This window comes from Bradyrhizobium sp. 35, from assembly GCF_023073215.1.
Lineage (GTDB): Bacteria > Pseudomonadota > Alphaproteobacteria > Rhizobiales > Xanthobacteraceae > Bradyrhizobium > Bradyrhizobium canariense_D.
Window position 1 is genome coordinate 17,189 of sequence record NZ_JADPJC010000043.1, and the last position, 23,747, is coordinate 40,935.

Sequence of the window (23,747 nt, forward strand, 5' to 3'; positions counted from 1 at the left end):
TTGGTCGATTTTCCCTAGGCATGACGCCTCCCGCCAGTCGCAGGCTTCTGCGGCTCTTAAGTAGAACAACGAGGATCCTGATTGAGGTGTCCGTGCGTAGCCACCTAGGTTCTGCCAGTCATATTGTGCCGTTCTGCCCTTTGTTGACTTCTCATCCGTTGCGTTTTTCCTCGATGATGATCGGCGGGGGAACGCGGCCGGACCCTAGAGCCTCAACTTGGCTTTGGCATCTACCGGATCTTGTAGTAGACGCTCCATCGTCTGCATGGCACACGCAAGGAACGTGCCCAGAACCAGTGTTAGGTTCGGCGACGATGTCGTGCAAGCGCTCCATGATCTCGGGTTCCTTGTCGCGATCGAGACGAACGGCAGGCTGCTGGTCCCGGCCGGCGTGGTAACTGGGTTTGCGGCAGCAAATCGCGCCGCACTGGCCATCGCTCGCGGACACGAACTCAAAATTCGTGTAGCCGCAGCCGTGTGCCGGCGGTTCGATGAGAGGGCTCGGACGATTTCTGCTTCGGCCCACAGACGGCCCTGGCGCCGTCGACCACATGCGGCAGGCCGTCGCGCAACGCCTGACTCATCGGAAATGGCGAATCAGCGTGCAATGTCACAAACATCCCGGCATCAGATGAAGATATCCCAGGTATTTAAGTTCGAGGCAGCGCACCGACTTCCAACCGTCCCGCAGACACATCGCTGTCATCGGACGCACGGTCATTCCTATCGCGTCGAGGTCGTGCTGAACGGGCCCGTCGATCCGCACACCGGGTTCGTAATGGATTTCTTCAGCATGGAAGAAGCGTTCGGTCTTCTTCTAAAGAAGCTCGATCACCATTGCCTGAACGAAGTCCCGGGACTCGAAAATCCGACGGCGGAAAATATCGCCATCTGGATCTGGCAGCACGCGAAACCGCGCCTTGCGCAACTCTCGAGCGTGAGGGTGTACGAGACGACAGATTGTTGGGCCGAATATGAGGGGCCCGATCGCTGAATTCCGCGCTCATTTTGGGCTGTATTGATGCGGCGCGCCTGTCCTTCTTCGGCTCCGAAACCGACGATCTGCGCTTCGGCTCCTCATCGGCCCGATCCGCGGGCAGATTCCCTCGCTCACGGGAGGCCCTTTGGATCTCGCGGGAGGTCAGACGACGGCGCCCTGCAAGGCTAGGATCTCAAGGAGCGCGAGGCAGCCATCGACAGCGCCATGAGCCGCCGCCTTCATCAGCAAATGCGGCAGCCGTAAGCCTCCGAAGCCGCCGGACCAATTGCCCGGGTTGAGCGGATTTATGCCTCCCGCGACGACCTGGTGTATGTGCCTGCATGGATGATGATCAGGACCTTTACGCGAGAGGCGGCCTTGAGGGACGACCGGGTTTGACGGGAATCTGAGTCGAGAAGGCCCTCATCATAGGGCACTTTCGGCTTCGGTAGGTTCCCCTTCCACGCCACGCTCGTCGAGCGCTTGACGCGCCGCGCCGGTGAAGCCATCCGGCGTCAGCCTCGAGGGACTGGCACGGCGCGAGCCGTACAAGACGGCCCTTGCGCAGAGGGGTGCGAAGCGCGCGCAAGGCCTGATCTTCACCGCCGAGCTTGGTGAACTCACACACTAGGAAGACAGCGTCATCCTTCTTGCGCTCGATCTTTTCAAGCGAGGTCTGATGCTTTTGCATCGTGGTCTCCGTTCCCACAAAACATGGACGCATAAACGCGAAGACGTTCAATAAAATAGGACAAAACATAATTACACCACTCCGACGCACCGAGGCGGCCATCCTAATGCCTCGACGGAGCCGCGATTCCCGTTGCGGGCTGGCTGATTCCTCGTGGAAAACGGCGAAGGTATCCTGTCCAACCCGATCTTGGCCGAGACGGCAGACTCGGCGTGCTCTTCCCACCACAGGCCAGCGGGTCGCGTATATCGCCAGCGCTGGTGAGGCGCCACGGGGCATCATCGACGGTGTGTCGCCAGCCGACAGGGAGGAAATCCGCGGGGATCCAGACGCCGGACGGGAGCTGAAGCGAGTTCAGTTTTGAACTACTTGGATGCCGGAACGGGAGGACTCTGTCAGAAGTAAGCGTTTTTCTGACAGTGCTTTTTCGACGCGCGCTTGCGGAGCTCACCCACACGCGAGTGCTTGCTCTTGGAGGCTCGACGCAAGGGTCATCGAACCAACGGAATAAGAAAGCCCCAACCAGCGACGGTTCCTTGGGTCGAACCACGGCGTCTGGGCTGTGCGCGACAATCCGTCCGCCAGCGGTTGATGGACGAGCCGGCGCTCCGCGCCGGCCACTACACATCTGTACGAGAAGCCTCATGAACCGAGAACGGGTCCGCTAGGCACAGCTCACGCAGCCACGGACTTCGTCGCCGTCACCCGCAAGTATTTTTACTCCGCTTTGCTTAGCGTATCTGCTCTCGACTACGCGCCTCATCGCTAGGAATGCCCTCACGCGCGCCGCGGCACTTCAACAATTTCATTTTCATTCGACGCTGCCGAAGTCAGCATGCGAGAAGCGTTGCGAGTAATCGCTGCGGCTTGGCTGTAGCGCAGCGCAGAAATTTAGGCTAGCTTCTGCTCGCGAGTTTGCAAATGCGTACCCGCACCCGATCTCTCCGAAGACAACGAGCGATCATTCGACCGCTCGCCCCCTCACATCCTCAGAGCTGGGATAATCCGGACAATGAGGAAATCTGGTTTGAGTTGGCGCGCGCTATCGGACGTCAGGTCGCACGGAATGAAAATCACGGCTCGGGGCAGCCGATAAAGGACCGACATGACGACAGCGTCATCGAAGAAAACGGCCGTACTATACGCCCGTTATTCCAGCGACATGCAAAAGGCGACCTCGATTGATGGTCAGCTATTGCTCTGCCGGAAGGTCGCATTGCGCAACGACCTCGATGTCATCGGCGAGTTTGTCGATGCCGCAAAATCTGGTCTTACCGAAGGTGCGCGGGACGGCTATCAGCGTTTACTCAACGGTGTGAGAAACCGGGACTTTGACGTAGTCGTCGTTGAGCATTTCGACCGCTTGTCGCGCGATCCCGCAACCATCCAGCGTCTCAAGCAGGTCTTCGAGTTCAACGGCGTTGAGCTGATGGATCAGAAGGGGGTCTATGCGACCGCCACTGACATCAGCATCGCAAGTCTCTACAACACGATTTACAAGCCGCAGCTCGCCGAAAAGGTTCGGCGCGGCCATGACAACGCTGTTGCCAACGGAAGAATTCCTGGCTCATGCGCCTATGGTTATCGGCCGAGGCCGGGCGCGCCGGGCGAACGCGTGATCGATGACAACGAAGCAAAGATTGTGCTCCGCATCTTCAGCGAATATGCAGCGGGCCGCTCGACCCGAACTATCGCCGCTGATCTCACCCGCGAAGGCGTGCCCTCACCAGGGGCAACTCGTCACAAGAACAAGGCTGATCGTACCACCTGGAATCACCAGTGCATTACAGGCGGCCGGCATGGTCGCGGTATTATCGGCAACGATCTATATATAGGCGAGATACATTGGAACGTTCGCTCGACAATTCTCAACCCGGAGACCCAGAAGAAACAGAAGCGCCGCAATCCAGAAGAGCGCCACATCATAGTTAAGAAGCCGGAGCTACGGATCGTGCCGCAAGCGCTCTGGAATCGAGCGCATGAGGTTCGTAGCGCGCGCGCCGTATCTATGTTCGGACCGACTGGCAAGCCGCGGCGTCGCGCCGTGATCCCGCGCAACAACGAGCACCCGCTTGCCGGTGTGCTCCGGTGCGGCGTCTGCAATGGCCACATGCGAATCGCTCAATCCTCGCGTAACGGTGCACCGCGCGCGGCATGCGCGAGCGCGCATCAGCGGGGCACGTGCGAGCACACCCGTAGCTTCGACATGGACGTTCTGCTCGAGGATGCCTCCGACAAAATCCAACTGAAATTGCTTTCGCCGAAAGCCATTGAAGAGGCGATGTGTGCCTGGAAGGAGGAGCGCAAAAACGATCGGAACAAGGGCAGCGAACACTCTAAGCTAGAGCGTCGACGCCGCGTGTTGACTACCGAGATGGAACGCCTGTCATATGCCATCGCAAATAGCCGCCGGAAGCCGGACGAGTTGCTCAAGCGCATCGATGAGTGCGACCTGGAGCGGGAAAGCGTTGAAGAGCGCTTGCGGCTGCTGGGCGCTGGCGGCGAAAATGTCATTGGCTTCGATCACCCGAAATTCGGTGACCGATACCGTTCGGAGGTTAGAAGACTGGTCACCGCGCTCAAGGCCAATCCGAAGGCGATCGAAACTCGCGTAGCCTTCCGCAACTTGATCGAATGCATAGTAGTGCATCCGGTTCGCAAGCGGATGCCCTACGAATATACGCCCTACCTGAACAGCTCCGCGCTTTACGGCAAGAACCTTTTCCCAGAAAACCGCAGCAAGGCGCGAGAAATCAGCACGTTTGCCTACTACGACAATGGCAAGTCAGGGAAATCCGTGTCCTCGTAATAGACGCGGACCTGCATATGGTGGCTTCCGTCGCGGATCTCGCCGTCGAGATGAGCTGTCACGTCGCGAGCCTCTTCGCTTTTCGGTAACCAGCCCGTTTTGCGCAAAAACGGCCGGCTGCGCAAGCGTGGCTAGACCACCGCCGGCCCACGCCCCAGCGTCACCTCGACGATCTCCGGCGGCACGCCGACGCGGAGCGGCATGATGCTGCAACCGAGGCCGCCGGAGATGATGACGTCGCATTTCAGCCGGACATGACCATAGGCGAGCCGGATGCCGTGCTGCGGCGGAACCGCCGGCGACCAGCCGAGCAGGCGGACCTGGCCACCATGGGTGTGGCCGGACAGTTGCAGCGCGACGCGGGCGGGCATGCGCGGCGCGATATTGGGCTCATGCGCGAGCAGGATGATCGGCGCGTCGTCGGTGACCTTGGCAAGCGTCGCGTCGAGATCGTCGGCGCCGAAGCGTCCCGTGCTCCGGAAGCGTCGCGCCGGCAGAAAGGCGAGTTGATCGCCAAGGCCGGCGAGCCAGAATGCGCGGCCATCCTTGGCGAGCCGCACGACGTCGTTCTCGTAGACGGGAATGCCGGCCGCCTCCAGCGCGCGATGCGCGACCGTCGGCCCGTGGCCGGCCTGCTGCACGGTCCTATCGGCCCAATAGTCATGGTTGCCCATGACGGCATGGACGCCGAGCGGCGCTTTCAGGCCGGCCAGCACCTTGGCCCATTCGCTCGCCGGAATGATGCGCGTGACCTGGTGCAGACCGGCAACATAGTCGCCGAGCAGCACGATGATATCCGCGCTGAGCGCATTGGTGCGGTCGACGATGGCTTCGATCCGCTCCAGCGGCATCCAGGGATCGCAGGCATGGATGTCGGCGATCACGGCAATCTTCAGCGGGAAGTCCGCCGGCCATTGCCGCGGGGTTGGATGATAGCGGGTGACGCGAAGCCGCAGCACCGGCTCGACGCCGACGCCGTAGGCCGCGGTCGAGACGGCGAGAGCGGAGAGGCCGCCGAAGGAACGGATGAGGTGACGGCGCGTGATCATGGCAGCCCGATCGTGATGCAGCTTGTTGATGCGACCCGATTGAAGCGGAAATGGGGTGCGCTTGTGCAGACCCTCTGCACGAGATCACCGGAAATTCATGACGGCCCGACCGTCCGTACTTGCGCAGATCAGTCGTCGCTCTCGTCGGTGCCGAACAGGCCGAACTGTGCCGCCGCATCGCGCGATGGCTCGCTGATGCCGAGATGGCGAAAGGCGTGCGAGGTGAGCAGGCGGCCGCGCGGAGTGCGCTGCAGATAGCCGCACTGGATCAGATAGGGCTCGATGATGTCTTCGATCGCATCGCGCGGCTCCGACAGAGCGGCGGCCATCGTCTCGACGCCGACCGGGCCGCCGCCATAGTTCTGCGCGATGGTCGTGAGGTAACGGCGGTCCATCGCGTCGAGGCCGGCGGCATCGACCTCGAGCGCGCTCAGCGCGTGGTCGGCAATCTTGCGATCGATCCTGTCGGCATCGGCCGCCGAAGCAAAATCGCGCACGCGGCGCAGCAGCCGGCCGGCGATACGCGGCGTGCCACGCGCGCGTCGCGCGATCTCGTTGGCGCCATCCGCGCTCATGCCGACGTTGAGCACGCGGGCACCACGGGTGACGATGCTTTCCAGCTCCTCGATGGTGTAGAAATTCAACCGGACCGGAATGCCGAAGCGGTCGCGCAAGGGATTGGTGAGCAGACCGGCGCGGGTGGTGGCGCCGACGAGGGTGAATTTCGATAGCTCGATCTTGACCGAGCGCGCCGCCGGACCCTCGCCGATGATGAGGTCGAGCTGGAAATCCTCCATCGCGGGATAGAGTACTTCTTCCACCGCCGGGCTCAGGCGATGGATCTCGTCGATGAACAGCACGTCGCGCTCTTCGAGATTGGTGAGCAGCGCGGCGAGATCGCCGGCCTTGGCGATCACCGGGCCCGACGTGGCACGAAAGCCGACGCCGAGCTCCTTGGCCACGATCTGCGCCAGCGTGGTCTTGCCGAGGCCGGGAGGACCGACGAACAACACGTGATCCAGCGCCTCGCCGCGCTTGCGCGCCGCCTCGATGAAGATGGACAGATTCTTGCGCGCCTGCTGCTGGCCGACGAAGTCGGACAGCGATTGCGGACGCAGCGCAGTGTCGCCGACATCGTCGCTGCGGCGCTCGGGCGTGACCATGCGGTTGGCCTTAGGATCGCTCACTTCGCGAGCTCCTTCAGGCCAAGGCGAATGAGCTGCGCGGTCTCCGCATTCTCACCCGCGCTGCGCGATGCAGATGCAATGGCCGCGGCAGCTTGCGGCTGGCCGTAGCCGAGATTGACCAGCGCGGAGATCGCGTCCGCCACGGGCCGCGGCGCGCGCTGGTCGTCGACGGCGCCGGCGAGGTGCACGACCGCCGGATCGACATTGGCAAAGGCCGGCGCCTTGTCCTTCAACTCGGTGACGATGCGCTCTGCGACTTTGGGGCCGACACCCGGCGTGCGCGCCACCGCAGCCTTGTCGCGCAACGCGATCGCGTTGGCGAGGTCGGACGGCCCAAGCGTGCCGAGCACGGCGAGCGCGACCTTGGCGCCGACGCCCTGCACGGTCTGAAGCAGGCGAAACCATTCGCGCTCCTGATCGCTGCGGAAGCCGAACAGCTTGATCTGATCCTCGCGAACATAGGTCTCGATCGACAGCACGGCGGCCTCGCCCGGCGAGGGCAGATGCTGCAGCGTGCGCGTCGAGCAATGCACCTGATAACCGACCCCGCCGACGTCGAGGATGACGAAATCCTCGCCGTAGGAATCGATCAGGCCCTTGAGCTTGCCGATCATAAGCCTGCCACCTTCAGCCGCAGCGCGGTGCTCTGGCGATGATGGGCATGGGTGATGGCGATGGCGAGCGCGTCGGCGGCGTCCGCGGACGGCGGATCGGCCTTCGGCAGCAAAATCTTGAGCATCATCGCGATCTGCTGCTTGTCGGCGTGGCCGGCGCCGACCACCGTCTTCTTCACCTGGTTCGGCGCGTATTCGGCAACACTGATGCCGAACATCGCAGGCGCGAGCATGGCGACGCCGCGGGCCTGGCCGAGCTTCAGCGTCGCGACGCCGTCCTTATTGACGAAAGTCTGCTCGACCGCGGCTTCCATCGGCTTGTGACTGGACAGGACGGCGGCCAGCCCCTCATGGATCGCGAGCAGCCGGCTCGCCAGCGGCAAATCGTCCGGCGGCTCCACCGAGCCGCAGGCGACGTAGATCAGGCGGTTGCCCTCGGCCTCGATCACGCCCCAGCCGGTGCGGCGCAGGCCAGGGTCGATGCCGATGATGCGAACGGGGCCACGAATCGGGAGCGTCGTCATGAGCCAGTGATAGCGGCTGGCCGCCGTGGGGGAAACAGAAACAGAACGGAAGTAACAGGGGAAGTGCCCCCCTACCCGCCCATCTTCGCCAGCAGCGCGTCCGACACCTCGAAATTGGCGTAGACGTGCTGGACGTCGTCGTGCTCGTTGAGCAGGTCCATCAGCTTGAGCAGCTTCTCGCCGGTCTCGTCGTCGACTGCGACCGTGTTCTGCGGCTTCCAGATCAGCGCGGCCTTGCGCGGCTCGCCGAACTTGGCCTCCAGCGCCTTGGCGACGTCGCGATAGCCTTCGGTCGAGGCGTAGATCTCGTGGCCGCCTTCGCTCGAGATCACGTCGTCGGCGCCGGCCTCGATCGCGGCATCCAGCACCGCATCGTCGGAGGCGATGCTGCGGTCGTATTCGATGATGCCGGTTCGGTCGAACATGAAGGAGACCGAGCCGGTTTCACCGAGATTGCCGCCGGACTTGGCGAAGAAGGAGCGGATGTCGGAAGCCGCGCGGTTGCGATTGTCGGTCAGCGCCTCGACGATGACGGCAACGCCGCCCGGGCCGTAACCCTCGTAGCGGATCTCGTCATAATTCTCGCTGTCGCTGCCGAGCGCCTTCTTGACGGCGCGCTCGATATTGTCCTTCGGCATGTTCTCCTGGCGCGCCGCGGTGATGGCGGCACGCAGGCGCGGGTTCATGTTGGGGTCGGGCGTCCCCAGCTTGGCCGCGACGGTGATTTCCCGCGCCAGCTTGCCGAACAGTTTCGACTTCTGGGCATCCTGCCGCCCCTTGCGGTGCATGATGTTCTTGAATTGGGAATGTCCGGCCATGCGTGATCTTCTCTAGGGACTCGTGCGCCAAGGTGAGCGTGGGAAGCGCGGCCTTATAGGCCGCGCCCCCCCTGGAAAGAAAGAGGCTCTACGACTTTAAGGTAACACCGTACGGGCCCGTGCCTAGATGTCAGGCATCGTTAACCCTGATTTCATTCCAGCCTGCGAAAATAGCCTCCGACCGTCCCGTGACAAGAGAGAGCTGATGGCATTCGAACTATTTCGGAAGCGTCTGCCGGACATGGCTGCAACTGCGGCTGCCCCGCAGGCCGCGCAGCCGGCGGCCCATCCCGAGCCTGCCGCGGCCGTCGAAAGCGATTCGGCCAAGGAAATCCTGGAACTGCTGGAACTCGAGCTGGGCGCCATGATTCGCCAGCTCGAGCGCGCCGCCAATTCGGTGGCCGGCGGCGCCGAGGCGACCGCCACGACGCTTGCCGCCATTCGCGACCGCACCGACGCCCTGACCGGCCGGACCAACGCCGCGCAATCGAATGCCTCCACCTTCGCCCATGCCGCCGACAAATTCACCCAGTCGGCGCTGGGCATCGGGGCGCAGGTTCGCGAGGCCGGCAAGCTCGCCGACGAGGCCAGTGCCGCGGCACAGGAAGCCCGCGCCAATGTCGATCGCTTGCGCGAATCCTCGGCCGCCATCGGCAACGTCGTCAATCTGATCGCACAGATCGCGCGGCAGACGACGCTGCTCGCGCTCAACTCGACCATCGAGGCCGCGCGCGCGGGCGCTGCGGGAAGAGGCTTCGCGGTCGTCGCCACCGAGGTCAAGGCACTCGCGGTGCAGACCCAGGGCGCGACGGAGGAGATCACCAAAAAGATCGACGCTCTGCAGCGCGACGCCGCCGGCTCAGCAGATGCGGTGCACCGCATCTCGCAGGCGATCGAGGCGATCCGTCCGGTGTTCGAGACCGTCAACGGCGCGGTCGCCGAACAGAATGCCACCACCAGCGAAGTCTCCGGCAACGCGACCAGCGCGTCGCAGTTCATCATCTCGGTCGGCGAAAGCGCAGCCGAGATCGATGCTGCGACCAAGGCGGCCGAGAGCCACGGCGAGCACGTCGCCAGCGCAGGCAAGGCCGTGACCGCCTTCGCACAGAAACTGAAATCGCGCTGCGCCGTGCTGCTGCGCCAGAGCGAGCACGACGACCGCCGCAAGACCGAGCGGCTGCCCTGCCATCTCAAGCTCGAAACCGCCCGCGGCGTGCTGCCGGTCTACGAGATAGCGATGGACGGCGTGCTGATCGGCGGCGCGGACGCGGGCCGCCTTGCATCGCAAGCCATGGTCGAAGGCACCCTCGAAGGCGTCGGTGCCTGCCGCCTGCGCGTGGTCGAGCAGTCCAAGGCCGGGGCCCGCGCGCAATTCGTTAGTCCCAATGCCGAGCTACGCGAGAAGATCGAGGACAGGCTGTGGTCGATCCACGAGGAGAACACGGAGTTTGTCACCCGCGCCATGGAGGCGGGTAACGCGCTGACCGCGATCTTCGAGCAGGCGGTTGCCCGCGGCGAGGTGAAGATCGACCACCTCTTCGACACCGATTATGCCGAAATCGCCGGAACCAATCCGCAGCAGTACCGCACCAGATATCTGGATTGGGCCGATCGCGCGCTGCCGGCGTTCCAGGAAGCCTTTCTGGCGAAGGACCCGCGCATGGCATTCTGCGCCATGGTCGATCGCAACGGCTTCCTGCCGGTGCACAATAGGATCTATTCGCATCCGCAGCGGCCTGGTGATGCCGCCTGGAACACGGCCAACAGCCGCAACCGGCGGATGTTCAACGATCCGGCGGGGTTGGCTGCCGCGCGCAACCTGCGCTCGTATCTGGTGCAGAGCTATGCACGCGACATGGGCAACGGAAATACGGTGATGATGCGCGAGATCGACGTTCCGATCCGCGTGCAAGGCCGGCACTGGGGCGGATTCAGGACGGCCTACAAGCTCTAGTGCGCGCTCAGGCAAGACGCCAAAGCGCGAATCACCTCCTAAGATCGATATTGGAATGGGAATGCCGCGGAGAGCCGGCGAATGGCTCTGACTGGAGGACTCTCAAGACATGTCCGTCGTACAACTTGCAGTACTGGACACCGGCTCCAACCGAACACTTTCCGAACGGCTGATCGATCAGCTCGCCGACCGCATCGGCGGCCTCGGCGTGGAACTGGCTGACATCGCCGGCAACGTCCAGGAAGTCGCAAGCCGCGTCGCGAACCAGTCGGAACGTTTCCACCACCTCCAGGAAACCGCCGAGACGATGGTGTCGGCCAACCACGACATCGCCAATGCGTCACAGGCGGTGCAAACGACCACGTCAGCGGCGGTCGGCGAGATCGCGCAGTCGCGCGGCGCAGTCGACGCCGCGGTTAGCCACATCTCCGAACTCGTTGCAGCCGTCGAACGCATCGAGGCGCGGCTCAGCGCAGTCGGCTCCGCGCTGGCACAAGTCGCAAAGGTCTCCGGCTCGATCGAGGCGATCGCGAAGCAGACCAATCTGCTCGCGCTCAATGCCACCATCGAGGCGGCACGCGCCGGCAATGCCGGCCGCGGCTTCGCGGTGGTGGCAAGCGAGGTCAAGAACCTCGCGGAAGCCACCCGCCAGGCCACGCACCAGATCTCCGACACCGTGCGCGATCTCGACGGCCAGATCGAAGGTCTGATCGGCGAGAGCAGCGATGCCTCGCAGCGCGCGAAGACGGCCGGCGAAGGCGCCCAGCGGATCTCCGGCATCATCTCGCGGGTTCAGCAGGGCTTCGCCTCGGTGGAAGCGGAGATCGGCAGCGTCACGCGCGCGGCAACCTCCAACCTCGGACACTGCGACACCGTCATCAGCGAGCTCAACGAACTCGCCAAGGGCGTCGATCTCTCCTCACGCGATCTCAAGAACGCCGATCAGCGCGTGACCAAACTGCTCGACACGTCGGAAGGGCTGATCGCGCTGATCGCCGACAGCGGCGTCGAGACATCGGATGCGCCGCTGATCCGAATTGTCGTCGAGATCGCAAAGCGGATCTCGGACGAGTTCGAAGCCGCCATCGGCCGCGGCGAGATCACGCTCGACCAGTTCATGGACGAGAACTATCGGGAAATCCCCGGCACCGATCCCAAGCAGTACAACACCAACTATGTCGACTTCACAGACCGCGTGCTGCCCGCGATCCAGGACCCGATCCAGAAATCCGATCCCCGCATCGTGTTCTGCGTCGCCTGGGCCAAGGGCGGCTATCTGCCGACGCACAACCCGAACTACCGCCTGCCGCAGGGCAAGGACCCGGTCTGGAATAACGCCAATTGCCGCAACCGCCGCCTGTTCACCGATCGCGCGGTGCAGAAGGTCGCGGCCAACACCAAGCCGTTCCTGCTGCAGACCTATCGCCGCGACATGGGCGGCGGGCAGTTCGTGCTGATGAAGGACCTGTCCTCGCCGATCATGATCCGCGGCAAGCACTGGGGCGCCTTCCGGATGGGCTTTCGGCAGAGCTGAGGGTCGTCGCGACGCGCTTGCGGCGGGGGCGCATGGTCTCCCTGAATCAGAAACCTCGAAAACAACCCCATGCACAGTAGCCGGGGCGGGCAGAATCAATGGCTTAAGCGCCTGATGAATCCCTCGATCCAGACGCCTCTGAAGCGCTTGCGCCGTCGGGCAAAACAGGCGTATACTGCTATTATTCCGAAATTTCCATCCCCTCCTCTTCTCCCCTCGCGAGAGAAGCCGATTTCGATAGCCCCGCCCCGCTTTCCGTAGACGGCGCTGGCCGCGCGCTGTACGGCCTTCCGGGCCTACGCTTGGGCGGCCCGGTAGCTGTGCTTGGCAATGAACGGACTACTTCTTTTGCTCGGTGGTCGTCGTGGCGGCCGGGGTGCCGTCGCGAGCGTCCCGTCGCTCGTCGCGTCCCGTACGCCTCTCTTGGCGCCGCTCTGTGCGTCCCGTGCGGCGTTCCTGGCGGCGCTCTGTTCGCCCGCTGCGCCGCTCCTGGCGGCGTTCTGTGCCTGACTTCGGCGCGTCCGCTGGCGGCGTGGTAGGCGCGGCGGCTGGCGCAGTGGTTTGAGCAACAGCCTCTGAGGCCGCCAAAATTGAGGACGAAACCACAAGCCCAAACACCCCTGCGTATCCAAGGAAGGTTAGTGCGTTGCGACGACAGACCTGTTTCGGCTCCGAACGTTCATTCATGGTCAGGCTCCCGGTTGCTGCCCCTTAGAGCATGTCACCAGCGTCGGTGGCCTAGTTATTGATCTGGATCAACTTGGTTCGGTGCTTCGAGCCACGTTGGGATTTCGGCCGATGGGATCGACACTCTCGGAAAGTGAGGGATGACAGTCCCTGCACTGACGATCAGTCCGTCGTTGAATTTGGTTCGCGCAAAATCCTTGGCTGCTGCTTCGCTTTCAAACGTGTTGGTTAGCCGCGGATGTCGCCGTCTTGACAGTGTGCCATCCAGCGGCACTTCAAAAGTGACGTACCAAGTGTGTTTCATGCCTAAAGCCGCCCCGTCGGTACCGTGGCCTATCCCCGCCAGACAAAGCAAAGCCGCCACCGGGACGAAGCGATGGCGGCTTCTTCCTGGCTTGCGAAACCGGCCTTTACCGCCTGGCTCCGACACGATTGACGCCACCATTCGCATTGCCGCCGGCGTTATGACGGACTGCGGCGCGCGCCACCGGGCGGGGCCTGAGCACGACGCCTGCCCGAGCAACGCAACCCGCTGGGTAGGCAGTGTATTGGCAATACACGACCGCATTGGCTGGGCCTGGATTGAGCGTGAGACCTGCAAGGCCCAACAGGGCGCTGGCAGCAATCCCGGCAACAGTCGCTGACCTGATCGAAAGATGCTTGCTCGGATGCATGGCGGACCTCTCTCTTGGAACTTGCGCAACTGAGGCTCATCGCCTTCTCAGGTGCGGCAGAACACAGCGTAGTCGCCGCAGTGCGCGGGTTCGATTGATCTACATCAAGCTCCTGCGCGGAGAGAGCCGCAATCTCGCGAGCGGGGCTTAAGGAATTCATGGAAGGGTTTCTGTCATGCTCCGCTTCATTCTTGCTTCTCTTGCAGCTTTCGTTTTGCTCACCGCCTGCTTGATCCCCGATGATGCCGAGGCTCGGCGCGGCGGAGGTGCCTATCGGGGTGGCGGCGGTTATCGCGGCGGTGCGGTCGCAGTTCGAGGACCGCGAGGCGGCGGCGCTGTTGCGGTGCGCGGCGCAGGCTACCGTGGCTACGGCTATCGGGGCGGCTATCGCGGCTACGGCTATCGGGGCTACGGTGTAGGAGCGGCAGCGGTAGGCGCGGCTGCCGTTGGCACTGCTGCGTACCGCCGCAGTTGCTACGATGCTTACGGAAACTATATTTGCGCCTATTAACCCGTCGACCGCGACTTCCATCGTCTTCCGCTCAAGTCCGCGCCTGATCGAGCGAATAGGCGTGGACGGTGAAGAGCGGCTTCGGGCTTTGGCCGGGACCGGCTGATAGACGGTGAACGGCTTCGGGCTTCGCATGGCTTGCTCCTGTTGAAGCTCGGGCGAACCCCGAGCTTCAACTTTCAGCCACCGTTAGCGCGTGCAGTTAAACCAAGATTTCGGCTGGAATTCATTGTCCCCGGAATCGTTGCGGTCCGCTGCCGCTGGGTCCAGTCCTGATCGCTCTCCCCGGCCAAGCCGCCGACAGCCGTTTTTCGGCCTATTAAACATTCGGCCGTGCCATTAGGCTCCGGGACCGAGGGGACTAGGATGGCAATGCGGTTTTGCCTGTTCTCACTATCCTGGCGATCCTTTTGCAGGCGGACCTTCGCCGCCCCGCTGGTCGTCGCATTGTTGCTGGCAACACTGGGGCCGGGTCGGGCGGCTGATCCTGAGCCCAAGCGCGTTTTGATGCTGCAATCATTCGGCCTCCGCTTCAAACCGTGGACCGATTTCGCTGAGTTTCTTCGCCCTCAAATGATCAAGCAATCGAAAGTCCCAATCGACTTTCAGGACCACTCGCTGCTAAGCGCCCTTGTGGACGACGACAAGGCGCTCGCACCCTTTATCGGTTACCTCCAAGCATTGTACGGGGCCAAACCTCCCGACCTCATTGTCGCCCTCGGTGCGCCAGCTGCCGAGTTTGTGCAGCGGTATCGCGCTCAGCTTTTCCCCAAGACACCAATGATGTTTACTTCCGTCGAGGCGCGACGGGTCCAATACGACAAGCTGACCGAGTATGACACCGTGGCCGCTGCGGCTCATAATTTTCCTGCCGCCATCGAAACTATTCTGAAGGTGTTGCCCGACACGAAAGTGATCGCCGTCGTGAATGGGGCTTCGCCCAATGAAACATTTTGGCAAGGGGTATTGGAGCGAGAACTCGCACCGTTCAGCGGGCGGGTTGAACTACGATGGTATAACAAGCTGTCATTTGAAGATATCCTGAAAGACGCGGCACATCTTCCACCTCACAGCGCCATCTTCTGGCATCTGATGAGCGTTGATGCGGCGGGTGTTACACATGAGGGCACTGCCGCCTTGCACAGGCTCTCGGCTGCCGCCGATGCTCCCATCTTTTCCTATCTTGACGGATTTTTTGATGGCTCGATTGTCGGCGGCTCTATGCATTCGATCGAGAAGGGCATGACTATCGCAGCCGCGGCGGCAATCCGTATTCTAAACGGTGAAAAAGCTGGCGACGTAAAGGTCGCACCCAGCCAATTCGAGCTGCCAAGGTTCGATTGGCGGCAAATGCAGCGGTTCGGGATCAGCGACAGCCACCTGCCGCCCGGCAGCACGGTCTACTTCCGCGAGCCATCGGTGTGGGAACGGTATTTATGGCTGATCGCATCCGTCGTCGCGGTTTTTCTCATACAAGCCGGGCTTATTGCTATCCTGCTACGTGAGCATCGCCGTCGTCAATTCGCCGAAGTACAGTCGCGACAGCGCATGACTGAACTGGCCCACGTTAATCGCTTCGCGACCGCTGGCGAACTGACCGCCTCGATTGCTCACGAGATCAACCAGCCGCTTGGGTCTATTCTGACGAACGCCGAAACCGCAGCCGCGATCCTGCAATCGCAGCGTCCCGATATCGCTGCACTTTCCGATGTCGTTGAACTCAGGGAAATTGTGAACGATATTTTACAGGATGACCGGCGTGCCACCGAGGTCATTCGCAGGATGCGCAGCCTCCTAAAGAAGGCGCCGTTCGAATTGAAGCAACTGGACCTCAATGAGGTTGTGCAAGAGACGGTCAGATTTCTTTCGGCGCTAACCGTCAGCCGAAAATTCGAAATGGTCAACGTGATCACGCCAGATGCGCTACCGATCCTCGGCGATCGCATTCAGCTTCAACAAGTCATTTTGAACCTTGTGCTGAACGGGGTCGAGGCTATGAAGGACACGTCTCACGAAAGCCGCACTATCAGCATCCGGACCGCGCGCGTCGAGCAATTCGCCGAGCTATCCGTGTCAGATCGCGGACCCGGCATTCCAGAAGACAAATTGAAACAGGTTTTCGAGCCGTTTTACAGCAGTAAAGCGGAAGGCATGGGCATGGGCTTGTCCATTGCGCGCACCATTATCGAAGCACACAACGGGTTCATATCAGCGAGCAATCGGGAGCATGGCGGTGCCTCGTTCGCGATCAGGCTTCCCTTTGTCGCTTGATCCAAAACGGCGCCCGTACGCGGAGACGGACCCCTCACCCGAATGAGCCTGCGTCTACCGGCCTCGCTGCCCTCTCCCACAAGGGGAGAGGGCACAACAATGAGTCGCGGCAATTGATCGCGCCGTCGATCGACTTCCACAATCGCACGAGTTTCGTCATCGCATGATTTTGCGCATTCGCACGATCTTCTGTGGCCATCAATGACGCTTGTGAGCAAAATGCGTCAGAAAATGACGATTATCATATCAATTAGCCCAAAATTACTGCAGTGATCGCCGCACAAATTCGTGAACGTCATGGCCTAACGCGCTCACTGCGCAAAAATGCATTGCCGGACATGTCGACGCTTCATCGTTTCGCATCGATATGATTATTGTGCGCGCAAATTCGCTGACTAGATCGCCGCAAGCGATCGAGCGAGCAAGGGGATGCATATGGCAACTGTTCTCACCATCAACGGCGAAACGAAATCGTTCGACGCGCCACCTGACATGCCGCTGCTGTGGGTGCTGCGCGACGTCCTTGGGATGACCGGCACCAAGTTCGGCTGCGGGATTGCGCAGTGTGGCGCCTGCACCGTGCACGTCGACGGCAAGGCAGTCCGCTCCTGCGTCTTGCCGGTCAGCGCGGTCGCGAACCGCGCCATCACCACGATCGAGCATGTCGGCAGCACGCCAGCGGGCGCAAAGGTGCAGAAGGCCTGGCTCGATGCCGAAGTGATCCAGTGCGGCTACTGCCAGTCCGGCCAGATCATGTCGGCCGCGGCACTGCTGGCGGCAACGCCCAGCCCTGACGATTCCGACATCGACGCCGCGATGGCCGGCAACATCTGCCGCTGCGGCACCTATGTGCGCATCCGCGAGGCCATCAAGCAAGCCGCCTCCGGCCGTCAGTCGTGAGGTCCGCCATGATCACCGACAAGACTCTTCCTGACGTCTCCCGCCGTGCGGTTCTGACCGGCGGTCTCGCCACCGGCTTCCTGCTCGCCTTCCATCTGCCGCTCCGCGCCGCCGTCAACGAGCCGGAGCAGCCGAAGGACACGACCGACGGCAAATTCGCGCCGAACGCCTTCATCCGGGTCGAAGACACCGGCCGCACCGTGCTCCTGATGCCGCAAGTCGAGATGGGCCAGGGGGTCTATACCTCGATTGCGATGATCCTGGCCGAAGAGCTCGACGCGGATTGGGCAAAGGTTGCGGTGCTGCACGCGCCGCCCAACGACAAGCTCTACGCCAATCCGGCGTTCGGCCTGCAGGCCACGGGTGGTTCGACCTCGATCCGCGCCTGGTGGAATCCGTTGCGCGCCGCCGGCGCCAGCGCGAAGGCGATGCTGGTGCAGGCCGCAGCGGCGCAATGGCAGGTCGAGCCGGCAAGCTGCACGACATCGAAAGGCGAGGTCGTGCATGCCGCAAGCGGCCGCAAGCTCGGCTATGGCGAACTGGCACTGGCCGCACAGGGCCAAACGCCGCCGAAGGACGTCCGGGTGAAGGACCCCAAGGACTTCGTCATCATCGGCCAGCCGCTGAAGCGGCTCGACACGCCGGACAAGGTCAATGGCAAGGTCGTCTACGGCATCGACGCGATCCTGCCCGGCATGAAGATCGCCGCGATCGCCAATTGCCCGGTCTTTGGCGGCAAGGTCGGCAAGGTCGACGACAGCGCGGCGGTCAAAATTGCGGGCGTACGCAAGGTCGTGGTGCTCGAGGATGCGGTCGCGGTGATCGGCGATCACATGTGGGCCGCAAAGAAGGGCCTCGATGCGCTCAAGATCGAGTGGAACGAGGGACCGAACGCGAAGCTCAGCACGAAGGACGTCTGGCAGCATCTGCGCGCCGCCAGCGAGAAGGACGGCGTGGTCGCGAAATCGGTCGGCGACATCGCCAAGGGGCTCGCCAGCGGCGACAGGTTCGAGGCAAGCTTCGAACTGCCGTTCCTTGCGCATGCCTCGATGGAGCCGATCAACGCCACCGTTCACGTCAGGCCGGATGCCTGCGAGATCTGGACCGGCACGCAGATCATGACGCGCGTGCAGTCGGAGGCGGCGAAGGCTGCGGGCCTCCCGGTCGACAAGGTGATTGTCAACCAGCATCTGCTCGGTGGCGGCTTCGGCCGCAAGCTCGAGCCGGATATGGTGGTGGCCGCCGTGAAGATCGCAAAGCAGGTCGACTATCCCGTCAAGGTGATATGGACCCGTGAGGAGGACATCCAGCACGACGTCTACCGTCCGGTCTATCGCGACCAGGTCACGGCGTCGCTGGTCGACGGCAAGGTCGCGGCCTGGAAGTACAAGGTCGCCGGTTCCGCCGTGCTGGCGCGCTGGCTGCCGCCGGCGTTCCAGAAGGGTATCGACATCGACGCGGTCGATGCCGCCGTGGATGCACCCTACGACTTCACCAACTTCCATGTCGAATATGTCCGCGCCGAACCGCCGGCGGTGCCCACCGGCTTCTGGCGCGGCGTCGGTCCGAACAACAACGTGTTTGCGGTCGAATGCGCGATGGACGAGCTCGCGCGCAAGGCCGGCAAGGATCCGGTCGAATTCCGCCGCTCGATGCTGACGAAGAATCCGCGCATGCTCGCGGTGCTCAATCTTGCCGCCGAGAAATCTGGCTGGGGCCAACCGCTGCCACCGCGCGTCGGCCGCGGCGTCTGCGTCCAGCCGTCGTTTGCAAGCTTCCTCGCCACCGTGGTGGAAGCGGAGATCGACGATATCGGCGAGATCGTGCTCCGCCGTATCGTCTCGGTGGTCGACACCGGCATCGCGGTCAACCCCGACACGGTGAAGGCGCAGATCGAAGGCGGCCTGGTGTTCGGCCTCACCGCCGCACTCTATGGCGAGATCACCATCGAGAAGGGCCGCGTGCAGCAGTCGAACTTCCACGACTACCGCATGATGCGCATCAATGAGACACCGAAGATCGAGGTCGTCGTCGTCAAGAGCGGCGAAGCGCCCGGCGGCATCGGCGAGGCCGGCGTCAACGCCGGCCCGCCGGCGCTGCGCAACGCCATTTACGCAGCAACCGGCGTGGCGCTGCGGCGCCTGCCGATCGATCGGAAACTGCTGGCTGCGGGGAAAAAGGCATGAGCGGCAAGATGCGTATCCTCACTGGCATCGTCGTGATCGCCATTGTCGTCGTGGCGCTCGGCGTCTGGATCATCCGCGGGCCCGGCCCGCTCGACTTCGCCGGCGGCACCAAGGTGGCGCTGGCGGATTACCGTGCCGGCAAACCGGCCGGCGTGCCGGCAAAGTTGGAGAAGGCGAGCCTGGTCGAACGCGGCGAATACCTGGCGAAGGCGGCCGACTGCATGGTTTGCCACACCAAGCCCGGCGAGACGGACTATTCCGGCGGGCTCGGCTTCAAGCTGCCGTTCGGCACGCTCTATTCCACCAACATTACGCCGGACACGGACACCGGCATCGGCAATTACAGCGACCAGGATTTTCTCAACGCCGTCCAGCGCGGCAAGCGCCATGACGGCGCCCGGCTCTATCCGGCGATGCCCTACACGTCCTACACCTACATGACCGACGACGACGTGCTGGCGGTGAAGGCCTATCTGTTCAGCCTGCCTGCGGTGCGCGCGAAGCCGCCGGAGAACACGCTGTCCTTCCCTTTCAACCAGCGCTGGGCGATGATTGTCTGGTCGGCCGTGTTCAATCCGGACACGCGCTTTGCGCCCGATACGTCGAAGAGCCCGCAGTGGAATCGCGGCGCCTATCTCGTGGAGGCGCTGGCGCATTGCGGCGAATGCCACACGCCGCGCAATCTCGGCTTTGCGCTGGACAACCGCAAGAAATTTGCAGGCGCGATCACGGCCGGGTGGCGCGCCTTCAACATCTCCTCCGACAAGGCCACCGGCCTCGGCAGCTGGCGTGACGAGGACCTGGTCTCCTATCTGTCGCTCGGCCATGCGCCGGGCCACGGCTCGGCGTCGGGTCCGATGGGCGAAGCGGTCGACCACAGCTTTAGCCAGTTCGCGCCTGAGGACATAAGCAGCATCGTCGCTTATCTGCGCAGCGTGCCGCCGCAGCCCTCGCCCGACCTGCCCGCAATCACCGCGCCCGTCGCACCCGCCTCGCACAAGGACGGCGTCACGGCGGATGCGCGCGGCAAAATGGTGTTCGCCAGCGCCTGCGCCAGTTGCCATGGCTGGAGCGGCGAAAGCCCGGTCTCGCCGATGGCGACGCTGACCGGCACCTGGGCCGTCAACGACCCCGCCGCCACCAACGTCGCGCAAATCGTGCTGTCAGGCACCAAGCGCGACACGCCGGACGGCGCGCTGTCGATGCCGGCGTTCGGCAAGGCCTATAGCGACGACGAGATCGCGGCGGTGGCGAACTACGTGACAGCGCGGTTCGGCGCGAAGGGCTCGAAGCTGACGGCGAAGGATGTTGCGGAGTTGCGGGAGCAGACGGCGGAGTAATTCTCGCGCCGACTGACGCTGCACCCTCTCCCCTTGCAGGAGAGGGTGGCTTCGCGAAGCGAAGCCGGGTAAGGGGTTGTCTCCACGCGTCCAACTCGCATTTGAATTCGCGGAAGCGACCCCTCATCCGGCGCTTCGCGCCACCTTCTCCCACAAGGGGAGAAGGTGCAGCGGGATCTGCCGCTGCAATTCAGCTCAGCCAGAATTTCGGCGTCGTCGGCTCCAGCCTGCCGCCGGCGCGCACCGGCCCAATACGGAGCGCAAGCCCCGTCGCGTCATCCGTCTCGACCGCAACGCCGCTGAGCGTCGCAGCGCCCGCTGCCGGCTCGAAGCGGCCTGAGGGGATCCCGGAGGTGAACCTGCGCAACGGCTCCTCCTTCTGCATGCCGATGATGGAATCGTAGTCGCCGGTCATGCCGGCATCGGTCATGTAGGCGGTGCCGCCCGACAGGATCTGGTGGTCGGCGGTCGGCACATGGGTGTGGGTGCCGACGACGAGGCTGGCGCGGCCGTCGCAGAAGAAGCCGATGCCCTGCTTCTCGCTGGTCGCCTCGCAATGGAAGTCGACGACGATGGCGTCCGCGGCAATGCCGAGCGGGCAGGCGCCGAGCTCGCGCTCGAGGGCCGCGAAGGGATCGTCGAACGGGGTCATGAAGACGCGGCCCAAAGCGTTGACGACGAGCGCGTGCTTGCCGTTCTTGGTCTCGACCAACGCGGCGCCACGGCCGGGCGTCCCGCGCGGATAGTTCGCCGGCCGCACCAGGCGCTCCGCGCGCTCGATGAACACCAGTGCTTCGCGCTGATCCCAGGAGTGATTGCCGAGCGTCACCGCGTCGGCGCCGGCGTCGAGAAACTCCTGATAGATCGCTTCCGTGATGCCGAAGCCGCCGGCGGAATTCTCGCCGTTGACGACGACGAAATCGAGCGACCAGTCCTTGACCATGCCAGGCAGATATTCGGCGATGGCATTGCGCCCGGCACGGCCGACGACATCACCCACGAAGAGAATGCGCAACTTCAGAACTCCGGAAATCGAATACGTCCGATTCCGTTAGCACATAATCCAGCGCCACGTCGTGGGCTAGTGCCGGAACCGCCTTGATCTCCTGCGCTGCAAAAGCGAGCCCGATGCCGACGATGGTCTTGGTTTTTCGCAGATGCGCGAAGGTGTGGTCGTAGTGCCCCGCGCCATAGCCGATGCGATGGCCGAGACGATCGAAGGCAGCGAGCGGCGTCAGCATGATGTCGGGAATGACTTCAGCGGCCCCAGGCGACGGCTCGGGAATGCCGAGCGGGCCGAGCATCAGGCGATCGTTCGGATGGAAGATGCGGAAGATCAGCGCCTGGCCCCGCGCAGTGACGCAAGGCAGCGCAAGCCTGGCACCCTGCTCGGCGAGCTTCTTCAGCAGCGGCATCGGATCGATCTCGCTGCGGATCGGCGAATAGCCCGATACGATGCTGCCAGGCAGAAGCTGGAATGGCAGCCCGCGCTTGGCGAGCTTGGCGGCGGCGGCGATGCGTTTCTTTTCGCTCAGCGCATCGCGCGCCGCGAGGGCTTTGGCACGGAGTTCGGCTTTGGTGTTGGTCATGCGCGCTTGCTCCGAAGGCTGAGCCTTGCTCCGCCGTCATCACCCGCCTTGTGCGCCCTTGCGCACTGGGGCGGGTGATCCAGTATTCCAGAGACGCCAATGCAAAAACCTCGACAGCGCGGCGTACTGGATGCCCCGCCTGCGCGGGGCATGACACCGAAATCAAACCGCGAGCGTGTCGGGGACGCAATTTCGACAGGCACGAACCAGAAGGAAGAAAAACAAAAGTGCGAAGCCGCGAACGCCGTTGAAGCACTCGATCCCGGAGTTCCCTACGAAAGTAGGTGGGCACCATATGTCCGAGCCCACGGGCCCGGCCAGGGACAGTTCCCTAAAGGATCGATAAGGCCCCGGGGATAATGGCTCCTGACGCGCGTCGCAGCCCCGCTTGGGCAATGTAACAACGATGCTGACGAATCGCCAGCCCGGTGAAGGGTCAGCCGATGGCGATCCCGTTGCCGACGGTGCGGTTCAGGACCTGGGTCGACTTCTCGATGCGCTCGGCGGCAGAGTTCAGTGCGTTCACGACCGCGGTCTGGGTCAACCGGGCGCGCTCGACGGCGGCGTTGCGGAAATCCCGCAGTTCGGTCAGCTCCTGCTCCATGGTCCGGATGCGGTTGCCGGCATCGACCAGTTCGTCGCAGACGGTCAGCGCCGCCATCACGGTGAGCCTGGCATCACCGATCTCGCCGAACTTTCCGCGCAGCGACTGAATCCGCGTCTCCAGGCTTTCAGCCAGCTTGAGCAGCCGCACCTCCTGGCCTTCCTCGCAGGCCATGCGGTATTGCCGGCCGTTGATGGTGACGTTGATGTGGCTCATCCGTCCTCTCCGGTATCGAGCACCGAACGTATCGTGACGATCGCGGAATCCAGCCGATCGGAGATCTCGCGGCTGGAGCGCTCGAGCTTGCGTGCCTTCACCAGCGCGCCGTCGAGCTCGTCGGCAAGCCGCGAGCGGTCCGCGCCGAGCGCCTGAATCCGCGCCGCGAGCTCGTTCTCGTCGCGATCGGCATCGCGCCGCCGCTCCACCGCGCTTTCGAGCGAGTCGAGCGCCGCCATGAGCCTGCGGGTCGCGATCTCGATCTCGACGGCCGAGGACTCGGTCATGGCAGAGCTGTTGGATACGCGATCGTTCATGCAGTCAGCGGCGGAACCTGTGGCCTTGCCCTTGGAGTTTTCCTTTGGGCTTTTCCTGGGGCTTGCCGTCCGGCAAAAGACTCGGTTCGGCAAGCGGTTAGAAGCAGAAATTTACGTGGCAAGCTAGGGAATCGCAACGCCGCCGCGAAACCTATGCACTGCTAAGCAACTTTTGCGGCCAAACCGGCGTTTGATTGCCTTGGCCTGTCGGAACCGAGATGCTATCCCAGCCGCGACCCCAGCGGCCGAAAGGCTCCTTCCGGCGCGGCCAAATCCAGCCACAAGCGCCTCAT

The 23,747-nt window shown here is 63.1% G+C and carries 21 protein-coding genes, 1 other RNA gene and 1 pseudogene; 10 read left to right on the forward strand and 13 right to left on the reverse strand.

Annotation, left to right across the window (positions count from 1 at the left end; genetic code table 11):
* Positions 1 to 631: 631 nt before the first annotated feature.
* Positions 632 to 994 carry a 6-carboxytetrahydropterin synthase QueD gene (gene queD / locus IVB36_RS06670; RefSeq protein ID WP_018454585.1) on the forward strand — a complete coding sequence of 121 codons (363 nt, stop codon included), beginning with the start codon at positions 632 to 634 and terminating at the stop codon, positions 992 to 994.
* Between the two features lie 1,781 nt (positions 995 to 2,775).
* Positions 2,776 to 4,479 (forward strand): recombinase family protein, encoded by a 1,704-nt coding sequence (locus tag IVB36_RS06675; RefSeq protein WP_018454587.1) that lies wholly within the window; start codon positions 2,776 to 2,778, stop codon positions 4,477 to 4,479.
* On the opposite strand, the pseudogene IVB36_RS40375 reads toward IVB36_RS06675, so the two are convergent.
* From IVB36_RS40375 to IVB36_RS06705, 6 genes and pseudogenes are all read right to left on the reverse strand, one after another.
* Positions 4,461 to 4,541, reverse strand: a pseudogene (locus IVB36_RS40375) (acyl-CoA thioester hydrolase); the annotation flags it as partial. The gene IVB36_RS06675 and the pseudogene IVB36_RS40375 sit on opposite strands and share 19 nt — an antisense overlap.
* A 69-nt stretch (positions 4,542 to 4,610) precedes the next feature.
* A complete protein-coding gene (locus IVB36_RS06685) occupies positions 4,611 to 5,528 on the reverse strand; it encodes a metallophosphoesterase (protein WP_018454588.1) in 918 nt (305 codons plus the stop codon).
* A gap of 128 nt (positions 5,529 to 5,656) precedes the next feature.
* Entirely contained in the window at positions 5,657 to 6,715 is a 1,059-nt protein-coding gene (gene ruvB, locus IVB36_RS06690; RefSeq protein WP_026232771.1) for a Holliday junction branch migration DNA helicase RuvB, read from the reverse strand.
* Positions 6,712 to 7,329, reverse strand: a complete 618-nt coding sequence (gene ruvA / locus IVB36_RS06695; RefSeq protein WP_018454590.1) for a Holliday junction branch migration protein RuvA — start codon at positions 7,327 to 7,329, stop codon at positions 6,712 to 6,714. The genes ruvB and ruvA overlap by 4 nt, the downstream gene beginning before the upstream one ends.
* Complete coding sequence (gene ruvC / locus IVB36_RS06700) at positions 7,326 to 7,853, reverse strand: crossover junction endodeoxyribonuclease RuvC (protein ID WP_018454591.1); 528 nt, start codon at positions 7,851 to 7,853, stop codon at positions 7,326 to 7,328. Before ruvC ends, ruvA begins: the two co-directional genes overlap by 4 nt.
* 71 nt (positions 7,854 to 7,924) lie before the next feature.
* The gene (locus IVB36_RS06705; RefSeq protein ID WP_018454592.1) at positions 7,925 to 8,671 is read right to left on the reverse strand and encodes a YebC/PmpR family DNA-binding transcriptional regulator; all 747 of its coding nucleotides are present in this window, start codon (positions 8,669 to 8,671) and stop codon (positions 7,925 to 7,927) included.
* Positions 8,672 to 8,876: 205 nt separating this feature from the next.
* On the opposite strand from IVB36_RS06705, the gene IVB36_RS06710 reads away from it, so the two are divergent.
* A complete protein-coding gene (locus IVB36_RS06710) occupies positions 8,877 to 10,625 on the forward strand; it encodes a methyl-accepting chemotaxis protein (RefSeq protein WP_247336586.1) in 1,749 nt (582 codons plus the stop codon).
* 109 nt (positions 10,626 to 10,734) lie between these two features.
* A complete protein-coding gene (locus IVB36_RS06715) occupies positions 10,735 to 12,159 on the forward strand; it encodes a methyl-accepting chemotaxis protein (RefSeq protein ID WP_247294131.1) in 1,425 nt (474 codons plus the stop codon).
* 742 nt (positions 12,160 to 12,901) lie between these two features.
* On the opposite strand, the gene IVB36_RS06720 is transcribed toward IVB36_RS06715, so the two are convergent.
* Positions 12,902 to 13,291 carry a hypothetical protein gene (locus IVB36_RS06720; RefSeq protein WP_231191003.1) on the reverse strand — a complete coding sequence of 130 codons (390 nt, stop codon included), beginning with the start codon at positions 13,289 to 13,291 and terminating at the stop codon, positions 12,902 to 12,904.
* Positions 13,257 to 13,520 carry a hypothetical protein gene (locus tag IVB36_RS06725; protein ID WP_083926371.1) on the reverse strand — a complete coding sequence of 88 codons (264 nt, stop codon included), beginning with the start codon at positions 13,518 to 13,520 and terminating at the stop codon, positions 13,257 to 13,259. The genes IVB36_RS06720 and IVB36_RS06725 overlap by 35 nt, the downstream gene beginning before the upstream one ends.
* A 175-nt stretch (positions 13,521 to 13,695) precedes the next feature.
* Here IVB36_RS06725 and IVB36_RS06730 point away from each other — a divergent pair, with 175 nt between their 5' ends.
* The 5 genes from IVB36_RS06730 (at position 13,696) to IVB36_RS06750 (ending at position 20,728) form a co-directional block, all read left to right on the forward strand.
* Positions 13,696 to 14,031: a hypothetical protein gene (locus IVB36_RS06730; protein ID WP_083926372.1), complete on the forward strand. Its 336-nt coding sequence runs from the start codon at positions 13,696 to 13,698 to the stop codon at positions 14,029 to 14,031.
* A gap of 366 nt (positions 14,032 to 14,397) precedes the next feature.
* Positions 14,398 to 16,302, forward strand: a complete 1,905-nt coding sequence (locus IVB36_RS06735; protein ID WP_247336589.1) for an ATP-binding protein — start codon at positions 14,398 to 14,400, stop codon at positions 16,300 to 16,302.
* A gap of 435 nt (positions 16,303 to 16,737) precedes the next feature.
* The gene (locus tag IVB36_RS06740) at positions 16,738 to 17,202 is read left to right on the forward strand and encodes a (2Fe-2S)-binding protein (RefSeq protein WP_018454596.1); all 465 of its coding nucleotides are present in this window, start codon (positions 16,738 to 16,740) and stop codon (positions 17,200 to 17,202) included.
* 8 nt (positions 17,203 to 17,210) lie between these two features.
* The gene (locus tag IVB36_RS06745) at positions 17,211 to 19,388 is read left to right on the forward strand and encodes a molybdopterin cofactor-binding domain-containing protein (protein ID WP_026232772.1); all 2,178 of its coding nucleotides are present in this window, start codon (positions 17,211 to 17,213) and stop codon (positions 19,386 to 19,388) included.
* Positions 19,385 to 20,728, forward strand: coding sequence for a cytochrome c (locus IVB36_RS06750; RefSeq protein WP_018454598.1), 1,344 nt, complete (start codon positions 19,385 to 19,387; stop codon positions 20,726 to 20,728). Before IVB36_RS06745 ends, IVB36_RS06750 begins: the two co-directional genes overlap by 4 nt.
* A gap of 190 nt (positions 20,729 to 20,918) precedes the next feature.
* Here the strand turns inward: IVB36_RS06750 and IVB36_RS06755 are convergent, their stop codons facing one another.
* The 5 genes from IVB36_RS06755 to IVB36_RS06775 all read right to left on the reverse strand — a co-directional run bounded on the left by IVB36_RS06755 (position 20,919) and on the right by IVB36_RS06775 (position 23,424).
* On the reverse strand, positions 20,919 to 21,743 hold the full coding sequence (locus IVB36_RS06755; RefSeq protein WP_018454599.1) for a TIGR00282 family metallophosphoesterase: 825 nt from the start codon (positions 21,741 to 21,743) through the stop codon (positions 20,919 to 20,921).
* Positions 21,721 to 22,317, reverse strand: coding sequence for a 5-formyltetrahydrofolate cyclo-ligase (locus tag IVB36_RS06760; RefSeq protein WP_018454600.1), 597 nt, complete (start codon positions 22,315 to 22,317; stop codon positions 21,721 to 21,723). The genes IVB36_RS06755 and IVB36_RS06760 overlap by 23 nt, the downstream gene beginning before the upstream one ends.
* Positions 22,318 to 22,545: 228 nt before the next feature.
* Positions 22,546 to 22,705: non-coding RNA, 6S RNA (ssrS, locus tag IVB36_RS06765), on the reverse strand.
* A gap of 48 nt (positions 22,706 to 22,753) precedes the next feature.
* Positions 22,754 to 23,137, reverse strand: a complete 384-nt coding sequence (locus IVB36_RS06770) for a cell division protein ZapA (protein ID WP_007599950.1) — start codon at positions 23,135 to 23,137, stop codon at positions 22,754 to 22,756.
* On the reverse strand, positions 23,134 to 23,424 hold the full coding sequence (locus IVB36_RS06775) for a DUF4164 domain-containing protein (protein ID WP_007599949.1): 291 nt from the start codon (positions 23,422 to 23,424) through the stop codon (positions 23,134 to 23,136). Before IVB36_RS06775 ends, IVB36_RS06770 begins: the two co-directional genes overlap by 4 nt.
* Here IVB36_RS06775 and IVB36_RS06780 point away from each other — a divergent pair.
* Complete coding sequence (locus IVB36_RS06780; RefSeq protein ID WP_018454601.1) at positions 23,423 to 23,581, forward strand: hypothetical protein; 159 nt, start codon at positions 23,423 to 23,425, stop codon at positions 23,579 to 23,581. The two genes, IVB36_RS06775 and IVB36_RS06780, sit on opposite strands and share 2 nt — an antisense overlap.
* Positions 23,582 to 23,747: the final 166 nt, after the last annotated feature.